We start from the raw sequence: 19,153 nt of genomic DNA on the forward strand, positions 1-19,153 counted from the left end.
TCTCAAAACAATCCAAACGTCAATTCGAGGGGTTCGGCCTCGCGGCCTACGATCGGAGACAGTGCCCAACGACATCGCGTATCCCGAGACGACGCACCTCACGGCCGGACTTCCGGTGGTGGGGATTCTCGGCGTCGTCACCACCGTGATCGACGGCAATGCCGTGCCACTGTCGGGTACACGGGCGCAAGCTCTGCTGGTGGCGTTGGCGCTGGATCCGGGGCGGGCGCGTTCTTCGCTGGCGCTCATCGAGCAGGTGTGGCCCGAAGAGCCTCCCCGATCGCCGAAGAATGCTCTGCAGACCCAGATCTCCCGGCTGCGATCGGCACTGCCCAGCGGCGCTGTCGAGAGTGGCCCAGGGGGATATCGGTTGGTTCTGAGTACCGAGGACGTCGATCTCGGCCGGGCCCGCGCTCTGCTCCGAGGCGCGGAGGGCTGCCTCGCTCAGGAGCACTTCCAGGATGCACTCGACCTGGTGGTCGAAGCCCTCGGTCTGTGGCGCGGTGACCCAATCGACTCCGTTCGGGTCGAGGCCGACGCGGTGGGGACGGCTCTGAAATCACTTCGGGTCGCGGCCCTCCTCGGTCTGCAAAGGTTCGGCGATGCCCTGCCGTATGCGCAGGCTCGCGCGGCCGAGGATCCAACAGACGAGCGCGCTGCCGCCGACCTCATGCGCGCGCTGCACGGTGTCGGCCGACCCAACGACGCGCTGGCGGTGTTCGCGGAATTGCGTACCGATCTCGCTCGACGGTTGGGAACCGATCCGTCGTCGGCGACGACTGCACTGAATGCCGAAATTCTCGGCCACGACGCTCCGAAGGTGCTACAGACCATCGGTCTTCGTGCCGCGCCCAATGCCTTGATCGGTCGAGGCGACGACATCGATGCGATCGAAGAACTGCTGCGCACCTCTCGCGTCACCACCGTCCTCGGTCCTGGCGGCGCGGGCAAGACACGCATCGCGCATGCCCTGGGCCATCGAGCTGCCGATTCGATGCCGGTGGCGTTCGTGGAGTTGGCATCGCTGCGCAGTGGCGAGGACGTCGCCTCGGCGATCGGAGCCACCCTCGGATTGACCGAGGCGGATTTCACTGTCGGCAGTCTTCAGGTCGCCCGGGTGCACTCGATTCACGAGCGTCTGGTCGACGTCTTCTCGACCCGCCGAGGCTTGTTGATCCTCGACAACTGCGAGCACGTGATCGACGAGGTGGCGGCAGTCGTGGACGAGCTGGTGGCCGCAACGGATCTGGTGACGGTATTGGCGACCTCTCGTTCGCCGATGGGGTCGACGGCCGAATCGGTGTTTCCGCTGCCCTCGCTAGGCATTCTCGGCCCGAATTCGCCTGCAACAGAGCTCTTTTGTATCAGAGCTCGCGCTGTTCGCCCGTCTGTACGACTCGAACCCGACGCGGTCGCGGCTCTGTGTCGCACTCTGGACGGCCTGCCCCTGGCTATCGAGCTGGCTGCAGCGCGAGTGAAGTCGATGAGTGTGGAGGACATCGGCAGTCGGTTGCACAAACGATTCGCGCTGCTGCGATCGACGGACCGAACCCGTCCGGAACGTCATCGAACCCTGCACGCAGTCATCGACTGGAGTTGGAATCTGCTCGACGGCACAGAGCAGGCAACTCTTCGCCGGCTCTGTCGTTTTCCTGCGGGCTTCGATCTCGACGCGGCGCGAACGGTGGCGGAATGGTCCGAGGTCGAGGATGTGTCGTTTGCGCTCGACGGTCTGGTGAATCAGTCCATGCTGGCCGTTGCCGAGACGTCTACGGGCGTGCGCTACCACATGCTCGAGACCGTCCGCGAGTACGGCGAGGAGCAGCTGAACGCCAGCGGGGAGGACGAGCAGGTCGCCCTACGCCTGCGAGCCTGGTCGACTGCAGTGTCGACGAGGATTTCCGCGGGCTATGCCGGTGGGCGTCCGGCGGAGATGGTTCTGCTGCTCGAGGCGGAGCACGACAACCTGCTCTCCATGATGAGACATTCTTTCGCGCATGATATTTCGGAGCACGTCTGCACTCTTTTCTCGGTACTGGGCTACTTCTGGGCCATGCGCGGCGCGCATTCCGAGGTGCTGAACTGGGCCGACCGGGTGCAGAGCAGTATTCGCCGCGGGATCGCCGAGACACCCGACGACAACGCCGTCATGTGCATGCTGGTTCTGGCGGCGCATTTCGCGTACGGACGACAACTGCGTCGAGTAGCTCGAGTCCGAGTCGATCTACGAAATCTGTTGCGCCACAGAACCTTCATCGCACCGGGGTTGCGGTTCAATGCCGAGGTGCTCGTGCACCACATCGGGGGTCAGGGTTTGGCGCGAAAACTGGCTCTCGCCACTCGCTCCGAGTACGACGATGTTCGCTGCAACGCGTACGTGGTTCGCGCGATGCTGGCACAGAATTCGGGGCGATTGCACGAGTCGATTCGAGACGGTGAGCGCGCTCTCGCCATCGCGCGTAGTCGCGGTGACCTGTGGGCAGTGGGGTCCACCTCGCAAACACTTGCCAGCTCCTACGGCTTGGCAGGTGATCAAGCCACGGCCGCCCAGTACTACCGAACCTCCGCCGATGTCATGTGGGCGATGCATGCCTACGAGGAGAGCATGCAAACCCGAACCTTCCTGGCAATGGCTCTGATCGGCGCGGGTCGGGTGGACGAGGGGCGGGCGCTGGTGGAGGAATTGGCGTCGGGAGGTATGGCACAGGACTGGAGCCCGGGCAATTCCGGTGACACCGCTGAACGGGGTCCTGCCCACGATTCCGGCGCTCGGTGGGATCGTGCGCAGCAGCAGTCGACGTCTGCGTCGCTGACCGCGGCTCGGGCAGCGGCGGATGTGGAAGACGGTCACGTCGAACGAGGTTTGGCGCAATTTCGGGAAGCACTGGCCATCGGGGGCTGGCCGTCGCAGGACGCGAGCGATCCGTTCATGACGATTCTGGTGTGCGCGGCCGTCGGAGCGCATGTATTGCACGGTCGTGCAAGGGATATGCGCGAGGCGGTGGGGGAGCTGGTGCGCACGCCGTGGGATGCATTGGTGCCGGGAGGTTTCTACGACATTCCCATGCTGGGTGCTGTTGCGTGTGCGGTGGGGTCCTTCGAGGTGCAGTGCGGGGACCGCGGACGCGGAGTTCGGTTGCTGGCCGCGTCGGACCGGGCGGTGGGTCGCCAGGATTTTCCGTCGATGCGCATCGATCGGCACGTGGCCGCAGCCCGCGCGGTTGTCGGTGACCCTACGGTCGATGCCGGTATCGCGCGGGCTGCTGGTATCACCAGACATGCTGCACTGCAGGAAATTTTGAGTTCGCTTCCGTTGTCCTAGGCCTTGCGCATGTACGACTTGACGGTCAGTGGGGCGAAGATGGCGACGATGACCACGGCACCGACGAGTGAGTACACGACGTGAATACCGAAGTGCCCGTTGTTCGCCAGCTCTCGGACCGCCGTCACCAGGTGTGAGACGGGGTTGACGTCGGCGAATGTCTGCAGCCAGTTCGGCATCGTGGAGGTGTCGACGAAGGCGTTGGACAGGAAGGTCAGTGGGAACAGCACCAGCATCGAGATGCCCTGGACCGATGAAGCTTTGCTCATCAGGGTGCCCAGCAGCGCAAAGATCCAACTGATCGCCCAGGCGCAGAACATCACCAGCAGGACGGCTCCGGCGAGGCCGAGTGCGCCACCTGCGGGGTGGTAACCCATCGCGAACCCGGTGAGGAAACAGACGACCGCGGCGATCAAGTAGCGGATGACGTCGGCCATCAATGCTCCGGCAAGCGGGGAGATTCGGGCGATCGGAAGAGAGCGGAATCGGTCGAAGACGCCCTTGTCCATATCTTCTCGCAGCTGTGTGCCGGTAACGACGGAGCCGGTGATGACCGTTTGCACCAGGATTCCAGGCACGATCATCGGTAGGTAGGACGTGACGTCGCCGGCCACCGCGCCGCCGAATATGTAGCTGAACATCAGGGTGAAGATCACCGGTAGCAGCACCACATCGGTGAGTTGCTCGGGATTGTGGCGAAGCTTGAGCAGCCCGCGATATCCCATGGTGACGGACTGGGCGGCGGTGCGGGCCAGGCCGATGTGTCGGACGACCGGACGGTCGGCGGGGTCGACGTACGTCGACGATTGCGGAGTGAGAGTAGTGGTCATGCTGCGTCCTCGTCTGCGCTCTTGCCGGTGAGGGTCAGGAAGACCTCGTCCAGGCTGGGTTTGGTGACGGTGATTTCACTGACGTCGATGCCGAAGTCGCGCAAGCGAATCAAGATGTCGGGGGTGATCGATGTGTCGGTCATGGGTGCGGTCAGACGAGCGGACTCGGGGCTGACCGACACGTCTGTGCCCAGTTGCTTCGCGACCAGAGCTCGAGCGTCGTCGATCTGGTGTCGGTCCGTGAGAGTCAGTGACAGCGCGGAAGTCCCTACCGAGGACTTGAGCCCGTCGGCGGTGTCGTCGGCGATCACGCGGCCGTGATCGATGACGGCGATTCGATCGCACAGTTGGTCGGCCTCGTCGAGGTACTGAGTGGTCAGTAGAACTGTCGAGCCCTGCGCGACGAGCCGACGGATGGTGTCCCACATCTGGGCTCGGGTGCGGGGATCGAGACCGGTGGTCGGCTCGTCGAGGAACAGCAGTGGCGGTGCCGAGATCAGACTCGCGGCCAGATCGAGGCGTCGACGCATGCCGCCGGAGAACAACTTCAGCGGTCGCGACGCCGCGTCCGTCAGTCCGAATTCCTCGAGCAGTTCGACGGCTTTGGCTTTGCTGGCGCGTCGGCTGAGGCCGAGGAGTCGGGAGAACACGACGAGGTTTTCGGTCGCGGTGAGATCCTCGTCCACCGAGGCGTACTGACCGGTGACGCCGACGAGAGACCGGACCGCGGTGGCGTCGGCGACGACGTCTCGGCCGAAAACGCGGGCCGAGCCGCCGTCGGGTCGAAGCAGGGTGGCGAGCATGCGGACCGTTGTGGTCTTGCCTGCTCCGTTGGGACCGAGGACGCCGTAGACCGCCCCAGTGGGGACGGTCAGGCTGACGCCGTCGACCGCGCGTTGCTTACCGAATGTCTTGACGAGGCCGTCTGCCTCGATAGCTGGTGTGGTCATGGGACAACGATCGCCCCGACCGCTTGCACGCTGCGTACGTCGCGCTTGCGTCACCTGTCATGTGCCGCGTGGTGTCACAGCTTTCGTGGTGTCACAGCGGCAGTGACGTCTCCGTCAGGCCGACGCCTCCGCTGCCGCGCAACTTCCTGAACCATTCGGTGCCGAAGGCGGTGGTGAGTTGTTCGATGGGCATCTTCAGAAACGGACCGAAATCGCCGACCTGAGTCTCGTGCGCCTCCATGGCTGCCCGTTTCGCCGCGATCACGCTGGACACGTCGACCACCGTGGTGATCTCGGTTTCCGGCAGTCCGAACGTCTCCATGTCCGGCGGTGACGCCTCCTCGCCCCAGTGCGGGTTCGCCTCCATCAGCCGGCGCATGTGGTCGCGGTTGGTCGTGGTCTCGTACACGTTCCGGGTCTCGGCGATCTCGGTGGCGCGCTTGCCGACGACGTGCACCTGAATGTGGTCGGGGTGGCCGTAGCCACCGTTCGGGTCGTAGATGGTGACGACGTCGGCCTGCTCCTCGCGCAGGACCTCGGCCAAACGCTTCGCGGCGGTGTCGACGTCGACGTTGCAGAAGGCTTCCGGATTCGCATTTTCGGCTGTGCCCGCCATGCCGGAATCGGCGTAGTGCAATCGAACGATGCGGTCCACCCCCAGAACGGCGGCCGAACGATCCAGCTCGATGCGTCGGCGCTCGGCCAGTGTCTCGCCGTCGGTGAGGATCCCGTCCGGAAATTCTCCGAGGGCACCGTCGGTTGCCGTGACGAGTACGACGCGATGGCCGGCATCGGCAGCCAGACGCATCACCCCGCCTGTACCGAACACTTCGTCGTCGGGATGTGCGTGAAAGCAGACCAGAACACTCATGCGTTGAATGCTTGCACGTCGAAGCGGGTGCGGCCCAGTCGGCGGGCCAATACGATCGATTGGTGACCACACAGCGGTCGACCTCGATTCGTTCGTATTGGCGCGAGTCACGAGCAGGTCGGTACTGCCGCGCACTACATCCGGTGGGGATCTTCTTCGCCTTGGTGTTCTTCGCGCTGTCGATGACTCCGTCTCTCCTGCCCCGTGTGTGGTATCTGCAGGCAGTGGCCACCGGAATCAGTGTCGCGATCGGGTACGGCGTGGGATGCCTCATCGCCTGGGTGGTCCGGCTCTGCGGAGTGTCACCGGACTGGTCGGAGCAGTGGCGTCGACGCGGGTGGTGGGCGTTGGCCGCGGCTGCGGTGGTGGTGATTCCGCTGTTCCTCATCCTCGGTTCGTGGTGGCAGCAGATCGTCCGCAGGCTGGTCGGAGTGGAGGACGCCGGCAGACCCCTGTACATCGCGGTGCTGGTGCTCTCTTCGGTGGTGGCCGTGGCCGTGCTCGCTCTCGGACGCCTGCTGCGGCGAGCAACCCGTGCGTTGACTCGACGGGGAAAGCAATACGTGCCGAGGCCGGTGGCGAGGATCGCCAGCGTGATCGTGGTTGCGCTGCTGGTGGTGTTCGCCGTCAACGGTGCGCTGATTCGCGGCATTGTGGCCGTCGCGGAGAAGTCGGCATCGACTGCCGATCGCGGCAACCACGATGGAGTGGAAAAACCTACGGAAGAGGAACTTTCGGGATCGGATGCCTCGAACGAGGAATGGGAGTCGCTGGGGCAGGAGGGGAGGCGGTTCGTGGTCTCGGGAGCATCGCCCGACGAGATCGGTGACTTCACCGGAAGGCCTGCAGTGCAACCGATTCGCGTGTACGCCGGCGTCGAGTCCGCCGACACGGTCGAGGGCGTCGCAGAGCGGGTGGTGGCCGAACTCGAACGTACCGACGCATTCTCGCGGGCCGTGCTCGGTGTCGCGACCACCACCGGACGTGGGTGGGTCAACGAATCCGTGGCTGGACCTTTGGAGTATCTGTACGACGGCAATTCGGCGATCGCGTCGATGCAGTATTCGTTCCTGCCGAGCCCGATGGCATTTCTGGCCGACCGTCAGACCCCGCAGGATGCCGGACGAGCCCTCTTCGAGGCGATCTACGCGGTGTGGAGCGAGCTTCCGGAAGATGCACGACCCAAGTTGGTGCTCTTCGGCGAGAGCCTCGGTGCCTACGGCGGGCAGGACGCCTTCAGTGGTGCCCAGGACATGATCGCGCGCATCGACGGTGCCCTGTGGGTCGGCAATCCGAATTTCACTCCGCAGTGGGCACGCATCACCGGTGGACGTGACGCCGGTTCCCGCGAGATCCTGCCTGTCGTCGACAGCGGCGAACACGTGCGTTTCGCCGGGTCTTCCGGTGACCTCGACATCGGCGGTCCGTGGGAAGAGCCGCGAATCGTGTACTGGCAGCACGCATCCGACCCCATCGTGTGGTGGTCGCCAGATCTGATTCTGGGCCGACCCGACTGGCTGCGCGAACCACGCGGTGCCGACGTCGACCCTGGCGTGCAGTGGTTCCCGTTCGTCACGTTCTGGCAGTTGACCTTCGACCAGGTTTTCTCCACCGACGTCGACGACGGTCACGGCCACAGCTACGGGGCCGACGCGGTGCGCATGTGGGCCGACATCCTCGATCCGCCGGGTTGGTCCGACGCCGACGTGGAGCGCCTGTACGAGAAGATGGCGGGTTGAGCTGGTCGTTCGCTGAACCTGCCCCGGACCCTGGTCGAGTGCAAACGCGAGCGCGTTTGCCGGACGTGCGCGGGTTCGCCGACTATCTCGCGCGCGCCTGGCGAATGCGCTGGCGTTTGTGCGTGAGACAGTGACTCATGTTGCCCAACGACGCCGGTCGTACCGAGTTCGACCCCGATCTTGCGACTGTTCTGGCGCTCGAGCGAGAGTTGCAGACCCCAGAATGTCGACGGAACCCCGGGCGGCTGGTCAGTCTGCTCGCCGACGACTTCACCGAAGTGGGAGCCTCGGGCGCGGTATGGGACAAGACGTCGATCCTCGACCTACTGAGCAGAGAAGATTCTGTGGAGATCGAGGTGCTCGAACTGAGTGGTCGAGCAATCAGTGCCGATTTCGTTCTTGTGCAATGGATTTCGCAAACATTGGGCAAGCGAGCGCGTCGAACGTCGCTGTGGCGACGCACGGCATCGGGATGGGAATTGATACACCACCAGGGCACGCCGCTGAACTGACCGCCGCAAACGCGAGCGCGTTTGCCGAACGCGCGCGGGTTCGCCGACTATCTCGCGCGCACCTGACAAACGCGCTCGCGTTTGCGCCCGAACGAGCCGAGCGGCGGCCCCCTCAACGCTTCCCCAGCACAGCCCGCAATTCTGCTCGATTCAGTTTTCCCGGGCCTCGGGTCGGCAGTGATTCGACCAGAAACAACTCACGTGGCGCGGCCGTGACGTCCAACGACGATGCGACGTGAGAACGCAACTCCGCCAACGTGACCGGCGTAGAGGCGACCACAGCGACCACCACTCTCTGGCCGAGGCGTTCGTCCGGCAACCCGACGACGGCGCACTCTCGGACTGCGGGATGCGTGGCCAGTGCTGCTTCGACAACCTGCGGTACGACGGTCAGGCCACCGGTCGAGATGGCCTCGTCGAGTCGGCCGGTAATGCTCAGAACCCCGTCGACCATGGTTCCCGCGTCGTCGGTGCGGAACCAGCCGGGCTCGGCGAACGCCGGGTGATCGGGTAATCCACGATATCCCGAGGCCAGGGTTCTTCCGCCCAACACGACCCGGCCGTCGTCGATGCGTACCACCGTCTCGCGCAGGGGAACCCCGTCGTACACACAGCCACCGGCGGTCTCACTCATCCCGTAGGTGCGCACCAATCGAATACCCTCTGCAAAAGCTCTCTCGCGCAGAGGGATTGGCGTTGCCGCCCCACCGAGCAGAACGGCATCGAGAGACGACAACGCAGCCACAGCCTCGGGGTTCTCGAATGCCTTCACCAACTGGCCGGGAACCAGGGATGTGTAGCGCAGGGGGCCCGACATCCGTCCCACGGCCTCGATCAACGCGGCCGGATCGAAACCGTGGGACACATCCATGATCACCGGCGACGTTCCGGCGAGCACGCTCCGCAACAAGACCTGCATTCCGGCGATGTGGTGTGCAGGCAGCGCCAGCAGCCACGAGCCCGGCCCGCCGAGTCGCTCCTCGGTGGCCGTCGCCGACGCGACCAGAGCAGACGCAGACAGCATGGCTCCCTTGGGTATTCCCGTCGTGCCGGACGTTGCGACGACCAGTGCGACGCCGTCCTCGATAGGTGTGCCGGGTGCCAACGCGTCGTGTAGGCGTCGGATCTCGCGTGGATCGTCGGCGGGAACAGGAAGTAGGGCCGGTCCGTCACCGGCCAGCACACGGCTCAGCCGCGGCAGGATGTCTGCCGCGGCCGGTCCGGTAGGGATGGGAACGCTCTCGAGCACAGGTGCGAGGTTAGTCCTCGCGGCGGAGCGTGAACGGGTCGGCCAGGGGCCAGCCACCGGCGGCGAGGTTCGCGCGTACCCGGTTGACGTCCTCTTCCCGCGGCATCTCGTTGGTGACCTTGGTGATGGTGACGGAAATACCTGCTTTGTCGGCGGGCAGTTGGCCGTCGGCGATGAGGGCATCCATCACCGACTGCACTTCGTCGTCGGACAGTCGCCGATTCAGAAGAGCAAGGAGGGGAACGTAATCCGCTTCGGGTACCCCGTCGGGATACCCGCCGCGAAGCCACCCGACGATCGAGTGGAGGAACGACGGGACCGACATGGCCTTACAGGGCCGCCGGATCCGCGAGCGGCCAACCACCGGCGGCCAACCGCGCCGAGACACGAGTGATGTCCTCGGCTGTCGGCTCGGCGTCGATCTGTCCGCGGATGTAGGTGGCGATCTCGTCGGTCGAAATGGCACCGTCGTCGAGCGCGCCAGTGGCGGGAGATACCAGATCGAGGACGATCTCCTGCACCTGAGCGTCGGTGAGTGCGGCGCGACGCAGAAGTGCGACGAGCGGGAAGCGGTCCTTGGGCGGAACGCCCTCGGGGTATCCGGCTCGGAGCCATTCGAGCACCGAGGCCGGAAAAGCGGTCTTGGTGGAGTCGGTCATGAGAGTTGAACCCTTCTCAGAAGACGGAGATGCCGAAGGTGCTGTCGAGGAAGTTCTTCATGATGAAGAGGATTCCGGCCACGATCGCGACGACCACTACTGCGAAGCAGAGGACGGCCGCGGCGGTGGCGACTGCGGGGCGCGCCACCCGGGTGGTCCCCGGCGCGGCGTCATCGGCAACGTCACCGACCGAGAGCGCTTTGAGTCCGAACGCGAAGATCGCGGGCAGTCCGGCACCGAGCAGGAGTCCGACGAGAACGACCTGCCAGAGCGAATCAAGTGTGTGCTTCAGGGTTTCCATGGTGTTCAGACCTTCGCGGGGGAGTCGGCTTCGGTGGCGGCAGGGACGAGTCCGCCGTCCCACTCGGCGTTCACGTTGTTCGGATCGACGGGCTCGCGGCGCGAGCGGATGTACATGACGGTGGCCAGGCCGACGAGGATGGCAAAGACCACGAGGACGCCGGGTAGACCGCCGATCGTGTGTGCGAGCAGCCAGCACGCAGCGCCGACCACTCCGGCGAGCGGCAGAGTGATGACCCAGGCGACGGCCATCCGGCCTGCGACGTTCCACCGCACGGCGGCACCGGGCTTGCCGAGTCCCGATCCGAGGATCGAACCGGTGGCAACCTGGGTGGTCGAGAGCGGGAGGCCGAGGTGGCTGGAGGTGAGAATGATTGCTGCAGAGGAGGACTCGGCGGCCATGCCCTGTGGAGATGCGATCTCCACCAGGCCCTTGCCCAGAGTGCGGATGACGCGCCAGCCGCCGAGGTAGGTGCCCAACGCGATGGCGAGCGCACAGGTGACCTTGACCCACAGGGGCATTTCGGCGTCGGGCGAGACGGTGCCGTAGGCGACGAGTGCCAGGAAGATCACGCCCATCGTCTTCTGGGCGTCGTTGGTGCCGTGTGCGAGCGAGACGAGCGAGGCCGAACCGATCTGGCCCCAGCGGAATCCGCGTTCCTTGGACTTCTCGGGAACTGCGTTGGTGATGCGGTAGATGATCCAGGTGCCGACGGTGGCTACGAGGCCGGCGACGATGGGGGCCAGCACGGCGGGCAACACGATCTTGCTCCACACCCCGTCCCACACGACGCCGCTGGTTCCCAGGCCCGCCATGGTGGCACCGATGAGGCCGCCGAACAGTGCGTGCGAGCTGCTCGACGGGATGCCGAGCAGCCAGGTGGCGAGGTTCCACAGGATGCCGCCGACAAGGCCGGCGAAGATGATGGTCAGCAGGTCCTGGCCGCCGGTGTCGCCGAGGTTGACGATGCCTTTCGCGACGGTGGCAGCCACCTCTACGGACAGGAAGGCACCGACCAGGTTGAGGACGGCAGACAGGGTGACCGCGACCTTGGGCTTCAATGCCCCCGTTGCGATCGACGTCGCCATGGCGTTGGCGGTGTCGTGGAAACCGTTGGTGAAGTCGAAGGCCAGTGCCGTCACGACCACCACGAGAAGTACGAGAAATTCAGCGCTCACGGTGGAAAGTGTGGGACACAAACGGTCTGTCGTGGAAATTTCTTGCGAAGTGTTCTTCTTGGGTGCCGTAAAGTCGCCCGCAGTTCACCTACCGTTCACCTATTTGCCTTATATGTCCAATTTCCCTGTGCCGCCCGACACACGGTGGTCGTCGCCTCGAATCGACCCGTTGTGGAACAGTGGAAACCGTGAAGGGATCGGGCATGGACGACGCAGTGTCGGCCGCTCTGTCGTATTTCGATTCCGTCGATCCCGCGCTTGCTGCCGATGCGCGTTTGGGGTGGGACGGTCTGATCGGTGTGTCTCCGCCAGCGGGCCCCACTCAACATTCTGTGCAGTCCTTTCTCTGGGTCTATCTGCGGCATGCCGCAGAAGGTCCCGATCGCGGCGTCGACATTGCCCGCGCACTCGGCGAGTTGCTCGACCGCCTCGGCCGCGTCGGATATGCGGATATCGCCCGCAGTGCGGTGACCGAGGAACTCGTCCGAACTGTCGACGACGCTGCCTGGTTGCAGAAGTATCGCGCGGCCACCGAACAGTCGGGCATCGGTGCCCTCGACACCGAACTTGTCACGTGGCAGGACGCCCCCACCGGCATCGAACGTGTCATCGTCGAAAAAATCGGCGAGACACTGGAAGTGGCGACGATCGCCGGCGAGTTCGAGCCGTCCAGGCCGGGTGGTAGACCACTCGGTGCCAACGCGCGGGCCATGCGACGACGCGGAGTCACCGACGCGGTGTTGACCTCCGATCGCGGGAGGGACCACTCCGAAGCCGTTCTGCTGGAACAACTTCTCGACCACCGCATCGAACTCTGGAGCAGTTACAGCGCACCGCGCGCAGAGCTCTATCTGGGGCTGCGCGACGCGCTGCACGATGCCGTCGAACCGATGTACGGCTGTGTGCGCAGGCTGGAGAACTTCATCGGATGCATCGGCGAGGGTGTCGCGCTGACCGATGCCGGGTACCTGCCGGACGAGCTCGTGGCAACCATCGCATCCACCGTTTTCCCCCCGAACGAGCGTCCCTCCCATGTCGGACGTGAACTCGACACCGAGAAAGTTCTCGTGCTCCGACGCCTCCTCATGCGGGTGCGTCTGCTGCGTCGTTCGGCCGGGCGATTGGTGCCCACCGCCCGCACCCGGCAGCTGAGCTCCGACGGGCTGTGGCGCGTGCTCACCGGCGGCATCGTCGGCACCGGATATCACCCGGACACGATCGCCGCCGAGGTGATTCTTGCTCGCATGATCGTCGGTCAGGACGTCGCCGATGTGGAGACCAGCGCCGACGATCTGGCGAGACTGTTGCGCGCCGAGGGATGGACCCACGCGGGCGAGACCCCGGCTCCCGAGCACGCCGAGCCCTTGGCGAGGACGCTGGTGGCCGAGCTGAGTGCACTCGGAGCAGTCGAATTCTCGGAAAGCGATCGCACGTCCGGGTCGCAGACCGCCGGATCGATCGCAACGGAGGAAGGCAAGCGGCTCGCCGCTGCGGTGCTGCGGCACCGGCTTCTGCACACCCGTTATCCGTCGTTGTGACCACTCGGTGTTGGGCTATCGGTCGAATCTGCCGAACTCGCCCGGTTAAGCTCACCTGTATCCGGTTCCAGAACGGGCCCGGTCGTCTTGGGTGAGGAGAAGCCGGTGGACGGTGAGGTCGCGGACACCGCGCGCTCCCAGTCTCGCCGACAGAGCGACTCCGCTCGCCGATATCTCGATGTCGAGGCAACCACTCCCGCGCTGCGTTCGACGGTCGAATTCGCCGCTCGCAGCGTCGGATTCGCGATCGCCCAGCTCAACGTGCTCGACGAAAACACCCAGTACACGCTGGTCAACGTCGGCGGACCGCCCGTGTCCACCGTCGAGCGGGCCGACACGCTGTGCGACGACGTGGTGCGCACCGGGGAGCCCGCGGTCGTCGCGCACGGGCGCGTGCACGCCACCACCCGGCAACGCGCCATCCTCGACGACAACGGCATCGCGTCGTACGCATCCGTTCCGTTGCGAGGCCGAGAAGGCCTGGTCATCGGCACCCTGTGCTTGCTCGATCGCACGCCGCGATCACTCTCGGGTGAGCAGATGCAGGAACTCGAACAGTTCGCGTCGGTGCTCGAGGAGCAACTCGATCTGCATCGCCGCGTCGGATCCGGCGTCATTCGGCTGGGCAGCGACAACGACATCGCCGACTCCATCGCCGACGGTCACATCGTGCCCTGGTTCCAGTCGATCGTGGATATGCGAACCGAGGAGATCGTCGGTTTCGAGGCGTTGGCGCGCTGGCACCACCCCACGCGCGGGCTGGTGGTGCCGGCGGATTTCGTCCCGTTCGCCGAGGCCAGCGAACTGATCATCGATGTCGACCTCAGTGTGCTCACCCAGGCCGCGGCCGAAATGAAGAAGTGGCACGTCCATCGTCCTGACCTTCGACTGACGGTCAACATTTCGGGACGCCACCTCGCCCACCCCGACGGCGTCATCCACCTCGAACGCGCCATCGCGTCGTCCGGGGTGTCCCCGTCGTCGATCTCGCTCGAGCTCACCGAAACCACCGCCGTGACACCGGGGCCGCTGCTGCGTAGGCACATCGACGACGTGCACGCGTTGGGCTTCCGCGTACTGCTCGACGATTTCGGTTCGGGCTGGTCCTCGCTCGAACGGTTGGTGACATTGCAGCCCGACGGGATCAAGATCGACGGTCACCTGACGCGGTTCGTCGATACCGTCGCCGGGCGGGCGATGATCAGGTCGTTGGCCGGAGTCGCGAAGGACCTCGATCTGACGATGATCGTCGAGGGCATCGAAAGCCGCGAACAGGCCGACGCTGCACTCGAACTCGGGTGCACCCTGGCACAGGGGTATCTGTGGTCGCGGCCGCAGTCGGCGCAGTCGGTACTGCGGACGATCGCCGACAGCGCCGGCAGTAGTTAGCGGTTGTCGCGTCGGAGCGGATGATCCTGCGGGATCTGAACCAGCACGATCGAAATCCCGTCCGGATCCTCGATCCACATTTCGATCAGGCCCCACGGCTCCGTTCGCGCCTCGCGCACGATCGGGATCCCCGCTGCTTCCAATTCTTCTGTTGCCGACTCGATGTCGCGTACCTGCAGCCACAGCGCGCCGGCAAACGTTCCTGGCCCGTCGCCGCGATGATGCGACGCGATCTCGAGCAAACCCTGTCCCGCGAACAACACCGTGCCGCCGGGATACTCCCGAAACACGGCAAGGGAGAGGCCATCGCGATAGAACTCGAGGGTCTTCCGGTAGTCGGCCGGCCGCAGAATTGTCCGAGAGGCGAGGATGTCCACCCCGCATGGATACCACGGTCCTGTTACAGCACGCTCTTCATCACCCGATCGCCGCCCGCAGCTTTGGCCTCGTACATCATCGAGTCCGCCACCCGTGTTGCGCGCGTGACGATGTCGCCGTCCTGATCCCACACCGTCGAATCCCAGTACACGATGGCGGCCCCGATGCTGATGGTCACCGAGACGGTGTCGGTCGGGTCGCGCAAGGCTCGCCGGACCCCGTGGATGAGGGCGTCGACGTGCAATCGAGACGTCGAGACCACCGCGAGGTACTCCTCACCGCCGGTGCGGGCGAGCACCCCGTACTCGCCGAGATGGGTACCGAGCCGCTCGGCGACGCGCACGATGACCGCGTCTCCTTCCTCGTGCCCGTACTGGTCGTTGATGGATTTGAAGCGGTCGATGTCCACCACCAGCACCGCCACGCATCGATCCTGTTCCCGTCCGAGCTGCCACACGTCGTCTACTGCCGCATCGAGTCCGCGCCGATTGAGCAGCCCGGTGAGTGGATCGAGCAACGAACTTCGAGCGTCATCGGTCAGGACGGTCACCAGCAGGTGCGAGGTCAGCGGAACCCCGGCAATGACCAACAGCACCACGTTGGTCCGGAAGATCAATGATGCGATGTCCACCTCGGTGTTGCCGTAGGTCGCCGCTGCGGCCACGACAGTGCAGACCACAGCGAAGAACAAGTGGGCCACCAGCCAGCGCGGGCTGAGGAAGAACGTGCAGAAGGTGCCGATCACGGCGAACAGCGCGCAGGTGAGTACCGCGTCCGCGAGCGGATTGATCAGGAGAGTGGAGGCCGTGCCCAGGTCGGCGAAGACGGCGAACGCCACCACTCCGAATCGGCCGGGGAACGGCTTGGTGATCCACGCGGCTGCGACCACCACGACCATGACGAGCAGGACGGCTTTCCAGCCGATTGCCACGACGCTCCGCGAGGTGTCGACGGAGAACAGAGACACCACCGCAAGAGCGCCGTAGTTCAGCGTCAGGACGGCCATCACCCAACGGATGGCCCGGCCGGTGGGACGCGAGTTCTGGAAATCCGCCATCCAGGCGTAGTCGAACGGCTGCAGAAACCACCGTACGAGCGCGTTCCGAGAGCCGCCTGGCGAGTTCACGAGCAGGTCAGAAGTAACGAGGGAACGGCGACCAGTCGGGCTCGCGCTTTTCGAGGAACGCATCGCGTCCCTCGACGGCCTCGTCGGTCATGTACGCCAGGCGAGTCGCTTCACCGGCGAACAGCTGCTGGCCCACCAGGCCGTCGTCCTGGAGGTTGAATGCGTACTTCAGCATCCGCTGCGCCTGCGGCGATTTGGCGTTGATCTTCGCGGCCCATTCGATGGCCGTGTTCTCGAGTTCGGCGTGATCGACGACCTTGTTCACGGCGCCCATGCGATGCATCTCCTCGGCCGAGTACGTCTCGCCGAGGAAGAAGATCTCTCGGGCGAACTTCTGGCCGACCATCTTGGCCAGGTACGCACTGCCGTAGCCACCGTCGAAGCTGCCGACATCGGCGTCGGTCTGCTTGAACCGAGCATGCTCGCGGCTCGCCAGCGTCAGATCGCACACCACGTGCAGGCTGTGGCCGCCGCCCGCTGCCCAGCCGTTGACCAGACAGATGACGACCTTCGGCATGAATCTGATCAGCCGCTGCACTTCCAGAATGTGCAGGCGCCCGGCGCGAGCCTTGTCCACGGTCTCGGCCGTTTCACCGTCCGCATACTGGTAGCCACTGCGTCCACGGATGCGTTGATCTCCGCCGGAGCAGAAGGCCCAGCCGCCGTCCTTGCTGCTCGGCCCGTTTCCGGTGAGCAGCACCGTGCCCACGTCGGAGCTCACCCGCGCGTGCTCGAGCGTGCGGTACAACTCGTCGACGGTGTGCGGCCGAAACGCGTTGCGGATCTCGGGACGATCGAACGCAACTCGCACGGTCGCGTCGGACACGTGTCGGTGATAGGTGACGTCGGTCAGATCTTCGAAACCGGGAACGGGGAGCCACAGCTCGGGAGTGAAGGTCACGGTCGTCAGCTTAACGGTGGTCGGGGTGGCATCCGTGCCGACCGGTCGGTGCAGCTAGCGTGCAGGTCATGACCGATCCGATCGAGCTCGACCGAGAATCCGACCCCGATTACGACCATCACGGCGGCTTCCCGCGTTTCGTGCCGGCGAAGGTGGGCCCGGAGTACGGGCAGCTGCTCGAGGCCTTGCGCACGGTGCAGGACCTCGCGGTGTCCACCTCGCTGCCGGCCGAGGTCGCCGAGGCGGCCGCAGGCAAAGCCCGAGAATTGATCGAGCTGATGACTCCGCACGTGGTTGCCGAAGGCCGTCAGACGGCCGGGCGAGTTCCGCGTCTGCCGGGACGAGGCTCGCTGTTGCTGATGCCCTGGATCATCGAGAAGATCGACGCCGACGGCGTCCGCAGCCGGGGCATGTTCCGGCGCTTCCATCTCGGTGGTAACTCCGCCGCGCACGGTGGCACGCTGCCTCTGCTGTTCGACGACCTCTTCGGCCTGATCCAGCACGCCTACGGCAGGCCCATCAGCCGGACGGCGTACCTGCACATCAACTATCGCAAGGTGACTCCACTGAACACCGAGCTGGTCGTCGAAGGCGCGGTGGACAGGGTGGAAGGACGTAAGACGTTCATCAACGCCCGGCTCACCGATCTGGACGGCAACCTCCTGGCCGACTGTGAAGCGTTGATGGTGCAGTTGCTTCCGGGGCAGCAATGATCCCGGCGGTCGACGACCTGCTCGACGGCGCACACGTGCTCTCGATGCCGATGCGGACGAAATTCCGCGGCATCACCACGCGTGAGGTGATGTTGATCCGGGGGCCCGCCGGGTGGGGTGAGTTCTCGCCGTTCACCGAATACGACGACGGCGAATCGGCTCCGTGGTTGGCCTCGGCAATCGAGGCTGCATGGGAGGGACCGCCGAGCCCGCTGCGTCGACGTATCCCGGTGAACGCAACGGTTCCTGCGGTGCCGGCCGCCGACGTGGCGTCGGTGCTGAGTCGGTCTCCCGGGGCCGAGACGGCGAAGGTGAAGGTGGCCGAGAAAGGTCAGACCCTGGCCGACGACGTCGCTCGCGTCCGCGCGGTGCGTGAGCTGGTGCCGCGGGTCCGAATCGACGCCAACGGCGGCTGGACCGTCGACGAGGCGGTGACGGCGCTGGCGGCCCTGACGGCCGACGGCCCGCTGGAGTACGCCGAGCAACCGTGCGCCACCGTTGCCGAGCTCGTCGAACTGCGGCGTCGGACACCGGGGGTACGGGTGGCCGCCGACGAGAGCATCCGCCGAGCCGAGGACCCGATGAAGGTCGTACGAGCAGGCGGGGCCGACATCGCGGTAGTGAAGGTCGCTCCGCTCGGCGGGATGCGGGCAGTGCTCGAACTGGCAGGCGAGTTGGCGGAGTACGGCGTGCCGGTGGTGGTGTCGAGTGCACTCGATTCTGCGGTCGGCATCTCGGCCGGGTTGGCCGCAGCCGCTGCAATTCCGCATCTCGAATTTGCATGCGGGTTGGGGACGGGCAGTCTGTTCGTCCGTGACGTCGCCCCGGCACTGGACGTGGTCGACGGAACGTATCCGGTCGGGAGCGCCGAACCGGATGCGCAGGCCCTGATCGAACTCGGTGCCGACGCCGAGCGCACACAGTGGTGGATCGATCGAGTTCGGCGCTGTCACGCCCTTCTGCGGTAGTCTTGCGCCCGGTCCGCGTGGGACCGCTGAATATCTGGGAGGAACTTCGAAGTGGTTGCTGCACTGAAGGATTCGCTGCTCGACGAGTCGAAGGCCGACGCGCTGCGCGTCGATGTCCTGGCGCTGATCGACGCCGAGGTTGCGGACAAGAAGGGCGCGAGCGGGCTCGCGGTCAAGGGGGGATACGGCGCAGTGAAGAAGGTCGGGCCGTCGTACATCGACAGCGCGGTCTCTGCCCTGTGGCCCGATTTCGTCGACAAGCTCGACCCGTTCTGGCAGTCGTACAACGCCGCCCCGCAGGGCACGTTCGGTCAGTACCTCGCCGCCAACGGCGACGCCGCATCCGACGCCCTGCTCTCGGTCACCGATGCGCGTATCGAGGAAACCGACAAGTCCGTCGTCAAGAAGTTCTACGGCAGCCTGCGTGGCTCGGCGAAGAAGAACGTCACCGAGGCACTGCCGCGCGTGGGTGACCTGGTCGCCAAGCACGCCTGAGCGGCTTCGCCGCATGTGAGCAGAAATTCGTAGC

The 19,153-nt window shown here is 65.3% G+C and carries 18 protein-coding genes and 1 pseudogene; 8 read left to right on the forward strand and 11 right to left on the reverse strand.

All coding sequences use genetic code 11. The features are described 5' to 3' along the window. The first annotated feature begins 61 nt into the window (after positions 1–61). Complete coding sequence (locus tag ASG84_RS01030; RefSeq protein ID WP_235581480.1) at positions 62–3,322, forward strand: BTAD domain-containing putative transcriptional regulator; 3,261 nt, start codon at positions 62–64, stop codon at positions 3,320–3,322. Here ASG84_RS01030 and ASG84_RS01035 read toward each other — a convergent pair. The 3 genes and pseudogenes from ASG84_RS01035 to ASG84_RS01045 all read right to left on the reverse strand — a co-directional run bounded on the left by ASG84_RS01035 (position 3,319) and on the right by ASG84_RS01045 (position 5,973). After that, complete coding sequence (locus ASG84_RS01035; RefSeq protein ID WP_057475191.1) at positions 3,319–4,152, reverse strand: ABC transporter permease; 834 nt, start codon at positions 4,150–4,152, stop codon at positions 3,319–3,321. The two genes, ASG84_RS01030 and ASG84_RS01035, sit on opposite strands and share 4 nt — an antisense overlap. Next, positions 4,149–5,045 (reverse strand): annotated as a pseudogene (locus ASG84_RS01040) (ATP-binding cassette domain-containing protein); the annotation flags it as partial. The pseudogene ASG84_RS01040 and the gene ASG84_RS01035, both read right to left, overlap by 4 nt. Before the next feature lie 148 nt (positions 5,046–5,193). Further along, positions 5,194–5,973, reverse strand: coding sequence for a PIG-L family deacetylase (locus ASG84_RS01045; protein WP_057475193.1), 780 nt, complete (start codon positions 5,971–5,973; stop codon positions 5,194–5,196). A 62-nt stretch (positions 5,974–6,035) separates the two neighbouring features. Between ASG84_RS01045 and ASG84_RS01050 the strand changes: the two genes are divergently transcribed. Both ASG84_RS01050 and ASG84_RS01055 read left to right on the forward strand, forming a co-directional pair. Continuing rightward, entirely contained in the window at positions 6,036–7,712 is a 1,677-nt protein-coding gene (locus ASG84_RS01050; protein ID WP_235581481.1) for an alpha/beta hydrolase, read from the forward strand. Between the two features lie 137 nt (positions 7,713–7,849). Further along, entirely contained in the window at positions 7,850–8,224 is a 375-nt protein-coding gene (locus ASG84_RS01055; protein WP_057475194.1) for a nuclear transport factor 2 family protein, read from the forward strand. 112 nt (positions 8,225–8,336) lie between these two features. Here ASG84_RS01055 and menE read toward each other — a convergent pair whose 3' ends face one another. Genes menE through ASG84_RS01080 form a run of 5 tightly spaced genes read right to left on the reverse strand, consistent with a single transcriptional unit; the run spans position 8,337 to position 11,611 of the window. Next, entirely contained in the window at positions 8,337–9,473 is a 1,137-nt protein-coding gene (gene menE, locus ASG84_RS01060) for an o-succinylbenzoate--CoA ligase (protein ID WP_057475195.1), read from the reverse strand. 10 nt (positions 9,474–9,483) lie between these two features. Continuing rightward, entirely contained in the window at positions 9,484–9,798 is a 315-nt protein-coding gene (locus ASG84_RS01065; RefSeq protein WP_032380420.1) for a DUF3349 domain-containing protein, read from the reverse strand. A gap of 4 nt (positions 9,799–9,802) precedes the next feature. After that, a complete protein-coding gene (locus tag ASG84_RS01070; protein ID WP_057475196.1) occupies positions 9,803–10,132 on the reverse strand; it encodes a DUF3349 domain-containing protein in 330 nt (109 codons plus the stop codon). 16 nt (positions 10,133–10,148) lie between these two features. Continuing rightward, entirely contained in the window at positions 10,149–10,433 is a 285-nt protein-coding gene (locus ASG84_RS01075; RefSeq protein ID WP_057475197.1) for a hypothetical protein, read from the reverse strand. Positions 10,434–10,438: 5 nt separating this feature from the next. After that, on the reverse strand, positions 10,439–11,611 hold the full coding sequence (locus ASG84_RS01080) for an inorganic phosphate transporter (RefSeq protein WP_057475198.1): 1,173 nt from the start codon (positions 11,609–11,611) through the stop codon (positions 10,439–10,441). Positions 11,612–11,814: 203 nt separating this feature from the next. Between ASG84_RS01080 and ASG84_RS01085 the strand changes: the two genes are divergently transcribed. Beyond that, positions 11,815–13,149: a hypothetical protein gene (locus ASG84_RS01085; RefSeq protein WP_235581482.1), complete on the forward strand. Its 1,335-nt coding sequence runs from the start codon at positions 11,815–11,817 to the stop codon at positions 13,147–13,149. Positions 13,150–13,254: 105 nt separating this feature from the next. Then, positions 13,255–14,538 carry a sensor domain-containing phosphodiesterase gene (locus ASG84_RS01090; RefSeq protein ID WP_057475199.1) on the forward strand — a complete coding sequence of 428 codons (1,284 nt, stop codon included), beginning with the start codon at positions 13,255–13,257 and terminating at the stop codon, positions 14,536–14,538. On the opposite strand, the gene ASG84_RS01095 is transcribed toward ASG84_RS01090, so the two are convergent. Genes ASG84_RS01095 through ASG84_RS01105 form a run of 3 tightly spaced genes read right to left on the reverse strand, consistent with a single transcriptional unit; the run spans position 14,535 to position 16,943 of the window. Then, the gene (locus ASG84_RS01095; RefSeq protein WP_057475200.1) at positions 14,535–14,915 is read right to left on the reverse strand and encodes a VOC family protein; all 381 of its coding nucleotides are present in this window, start codon (positions 14,913–14,915) and stop codon (positions 14,535–14,537) included. The two genes, ASG84_RS01090 and ASG84_RS01095, sit on opposite strands and share 4 nt — an antisense overlap. Before the next feature lie 23 nt (positions 14,916–14,938). Further along, positions 14,939–16,042: a GGDEF domain-containing protein gene (locus ASG84_RS01100; protein WP_235581483.1), complete on the reverse strand. Its 1,104-nt coding sequence runs from the start codon at positions 16,040–16,042 to the stop codon at positions 14,939–14,941. A gap of 7 nt (positions 16,043–16,049) precedes the next feature. Beyond that, entirely contained in the window at positions 16,050–16,943 is an 894-nt protein-coding gene (locus tag ASG84_RS01105; RefSeq protein WP_057475201.1) for a 1,4-dihydroxy-2-naphthoyl-CoA synthase, read from the reverse strand. A 68-nt stretch (positions 16,944–17,011) separates the two neighbouring features. Here ASG84_RS01105 and ASG84_RS01110 point away from each other — a divergent pair, with 68 nt between their 5' ends. The 3 genes from ASG84_RS01110 to ASG84_RS01120 are packed head-to-tail and all read left to right on the forward strand — an operon-like array spanning position 17,012 to position 19,119. Next, the gene (locus ASG84_RS01110; RefSeq protein ID WP_057475202.1) at positions 17,012–17,656 is read left to right on the forward strand and encodes a PaaI family thioesterase; all 645 of its coding nucleotides are present in this window, start codon (positions 17,012–17,014) and stop codon (positions 17,654–17,656) included. Continuing rightward, entirely contained in the window at positions 17,653–18,624 is a 972-nt protein-coding gene (locus tag ASG84_RS01115; RefSeq protein WP_057475203.1) for an o-succinylbenzoate synthase, read from the forward strand. The genes ASG84_RS01110 and ASG84_RS01115 overlap by 4 nt, the downstream gene beginning before the upstream one ends. Before the next feature lie 51 nt (positions 18,625–18,675). Further along, positions 18,676–19,119: a DUF6918 family protein gene (locus tag ASG84_RS01120; protein ID WP_057475204.1), complete on the forward strand. Its 444-nt coding sequence runs from the start codon at positions 18,676–18,678 to the stop codon at positions 19,117–19,119. Positions 19,120–19,153 lie beyond the last annotated feature (34 nt).

Source organism: Rhodococcus sp. Leaf278, from assembly GCF_001426085.1.
Classification (GTDB): Bacteria; Actinomycetota; Actinomycetes; order Mycobacteriales; family Mycobacteriaceae; genus Rhodococcoides.

Bases quoted from the DNA above. Each gene is read 5' to 3' on its own strand.
- ASG84_RS01110 (WP_057475202.1), top strand. From the start codon at position 17,012: ATGACCGATCCGATCGAGCTCGACCGAGAATCCGACCCCGATTACGAC.
- ASG84_RS01115 (WP_057475203.1), top strand. From the start codon at position 17,653: ATGATCCCGGCGGTCGACGACCTGCTCGACGGCGCACACGTGCTCTCG.
- ASG84_RS01045 (WP_057475193.1), bottom strand. From the start codon at position 5,973: ATGAGTGTTCTGGTCTGCTTTCACGCACATCCCGACGACGAAGTGTTC.
- ASG84_RS01070 (WP_057475196.1), bottom strand. From the start codon at position 10,132: ATGACCGACTCCACCAAGACCGCTTTTCCGGCCTCGGTGCTCGAATGG.
- ASG84_RS01055 (WP_057475194.1), top strand. From the start codon at position 7,850: ATGTTGCCCAACGACGCCGGTCGTACCGAGTTCGACCCCGATCTTGCG.
- ASG84_RS01035 (WP_057475191.1), bottom strand. From the start codon at position 4,152: ATGACCACTACTCTCACTCCGCAATCGTCGACGTACGTCGACCCCGCC.
- ASG84_RS01065 (WP_032380420.1), bottom strand. From the start codon at position 9,798: ATGTCGGTCCCGTCGTTCCTCCACTCGATCGTCGGGTGGCTTCGCGGC.
- ASG84_RS01075 (WP_057475197.1), bottom strand. From the start codon at position 10,433: ATGGAAACCCTGAAGCACACACTTGATTCGCTCTGGCAGGTCGTTCTC.
- ASG84_RS01085 (WP_235581482.1), top strand. From the start codon at position 11,815: ATGGACGACGCAGTGTCGGCCGCTCTGTCGTATTTCGATTCCGTCGAT.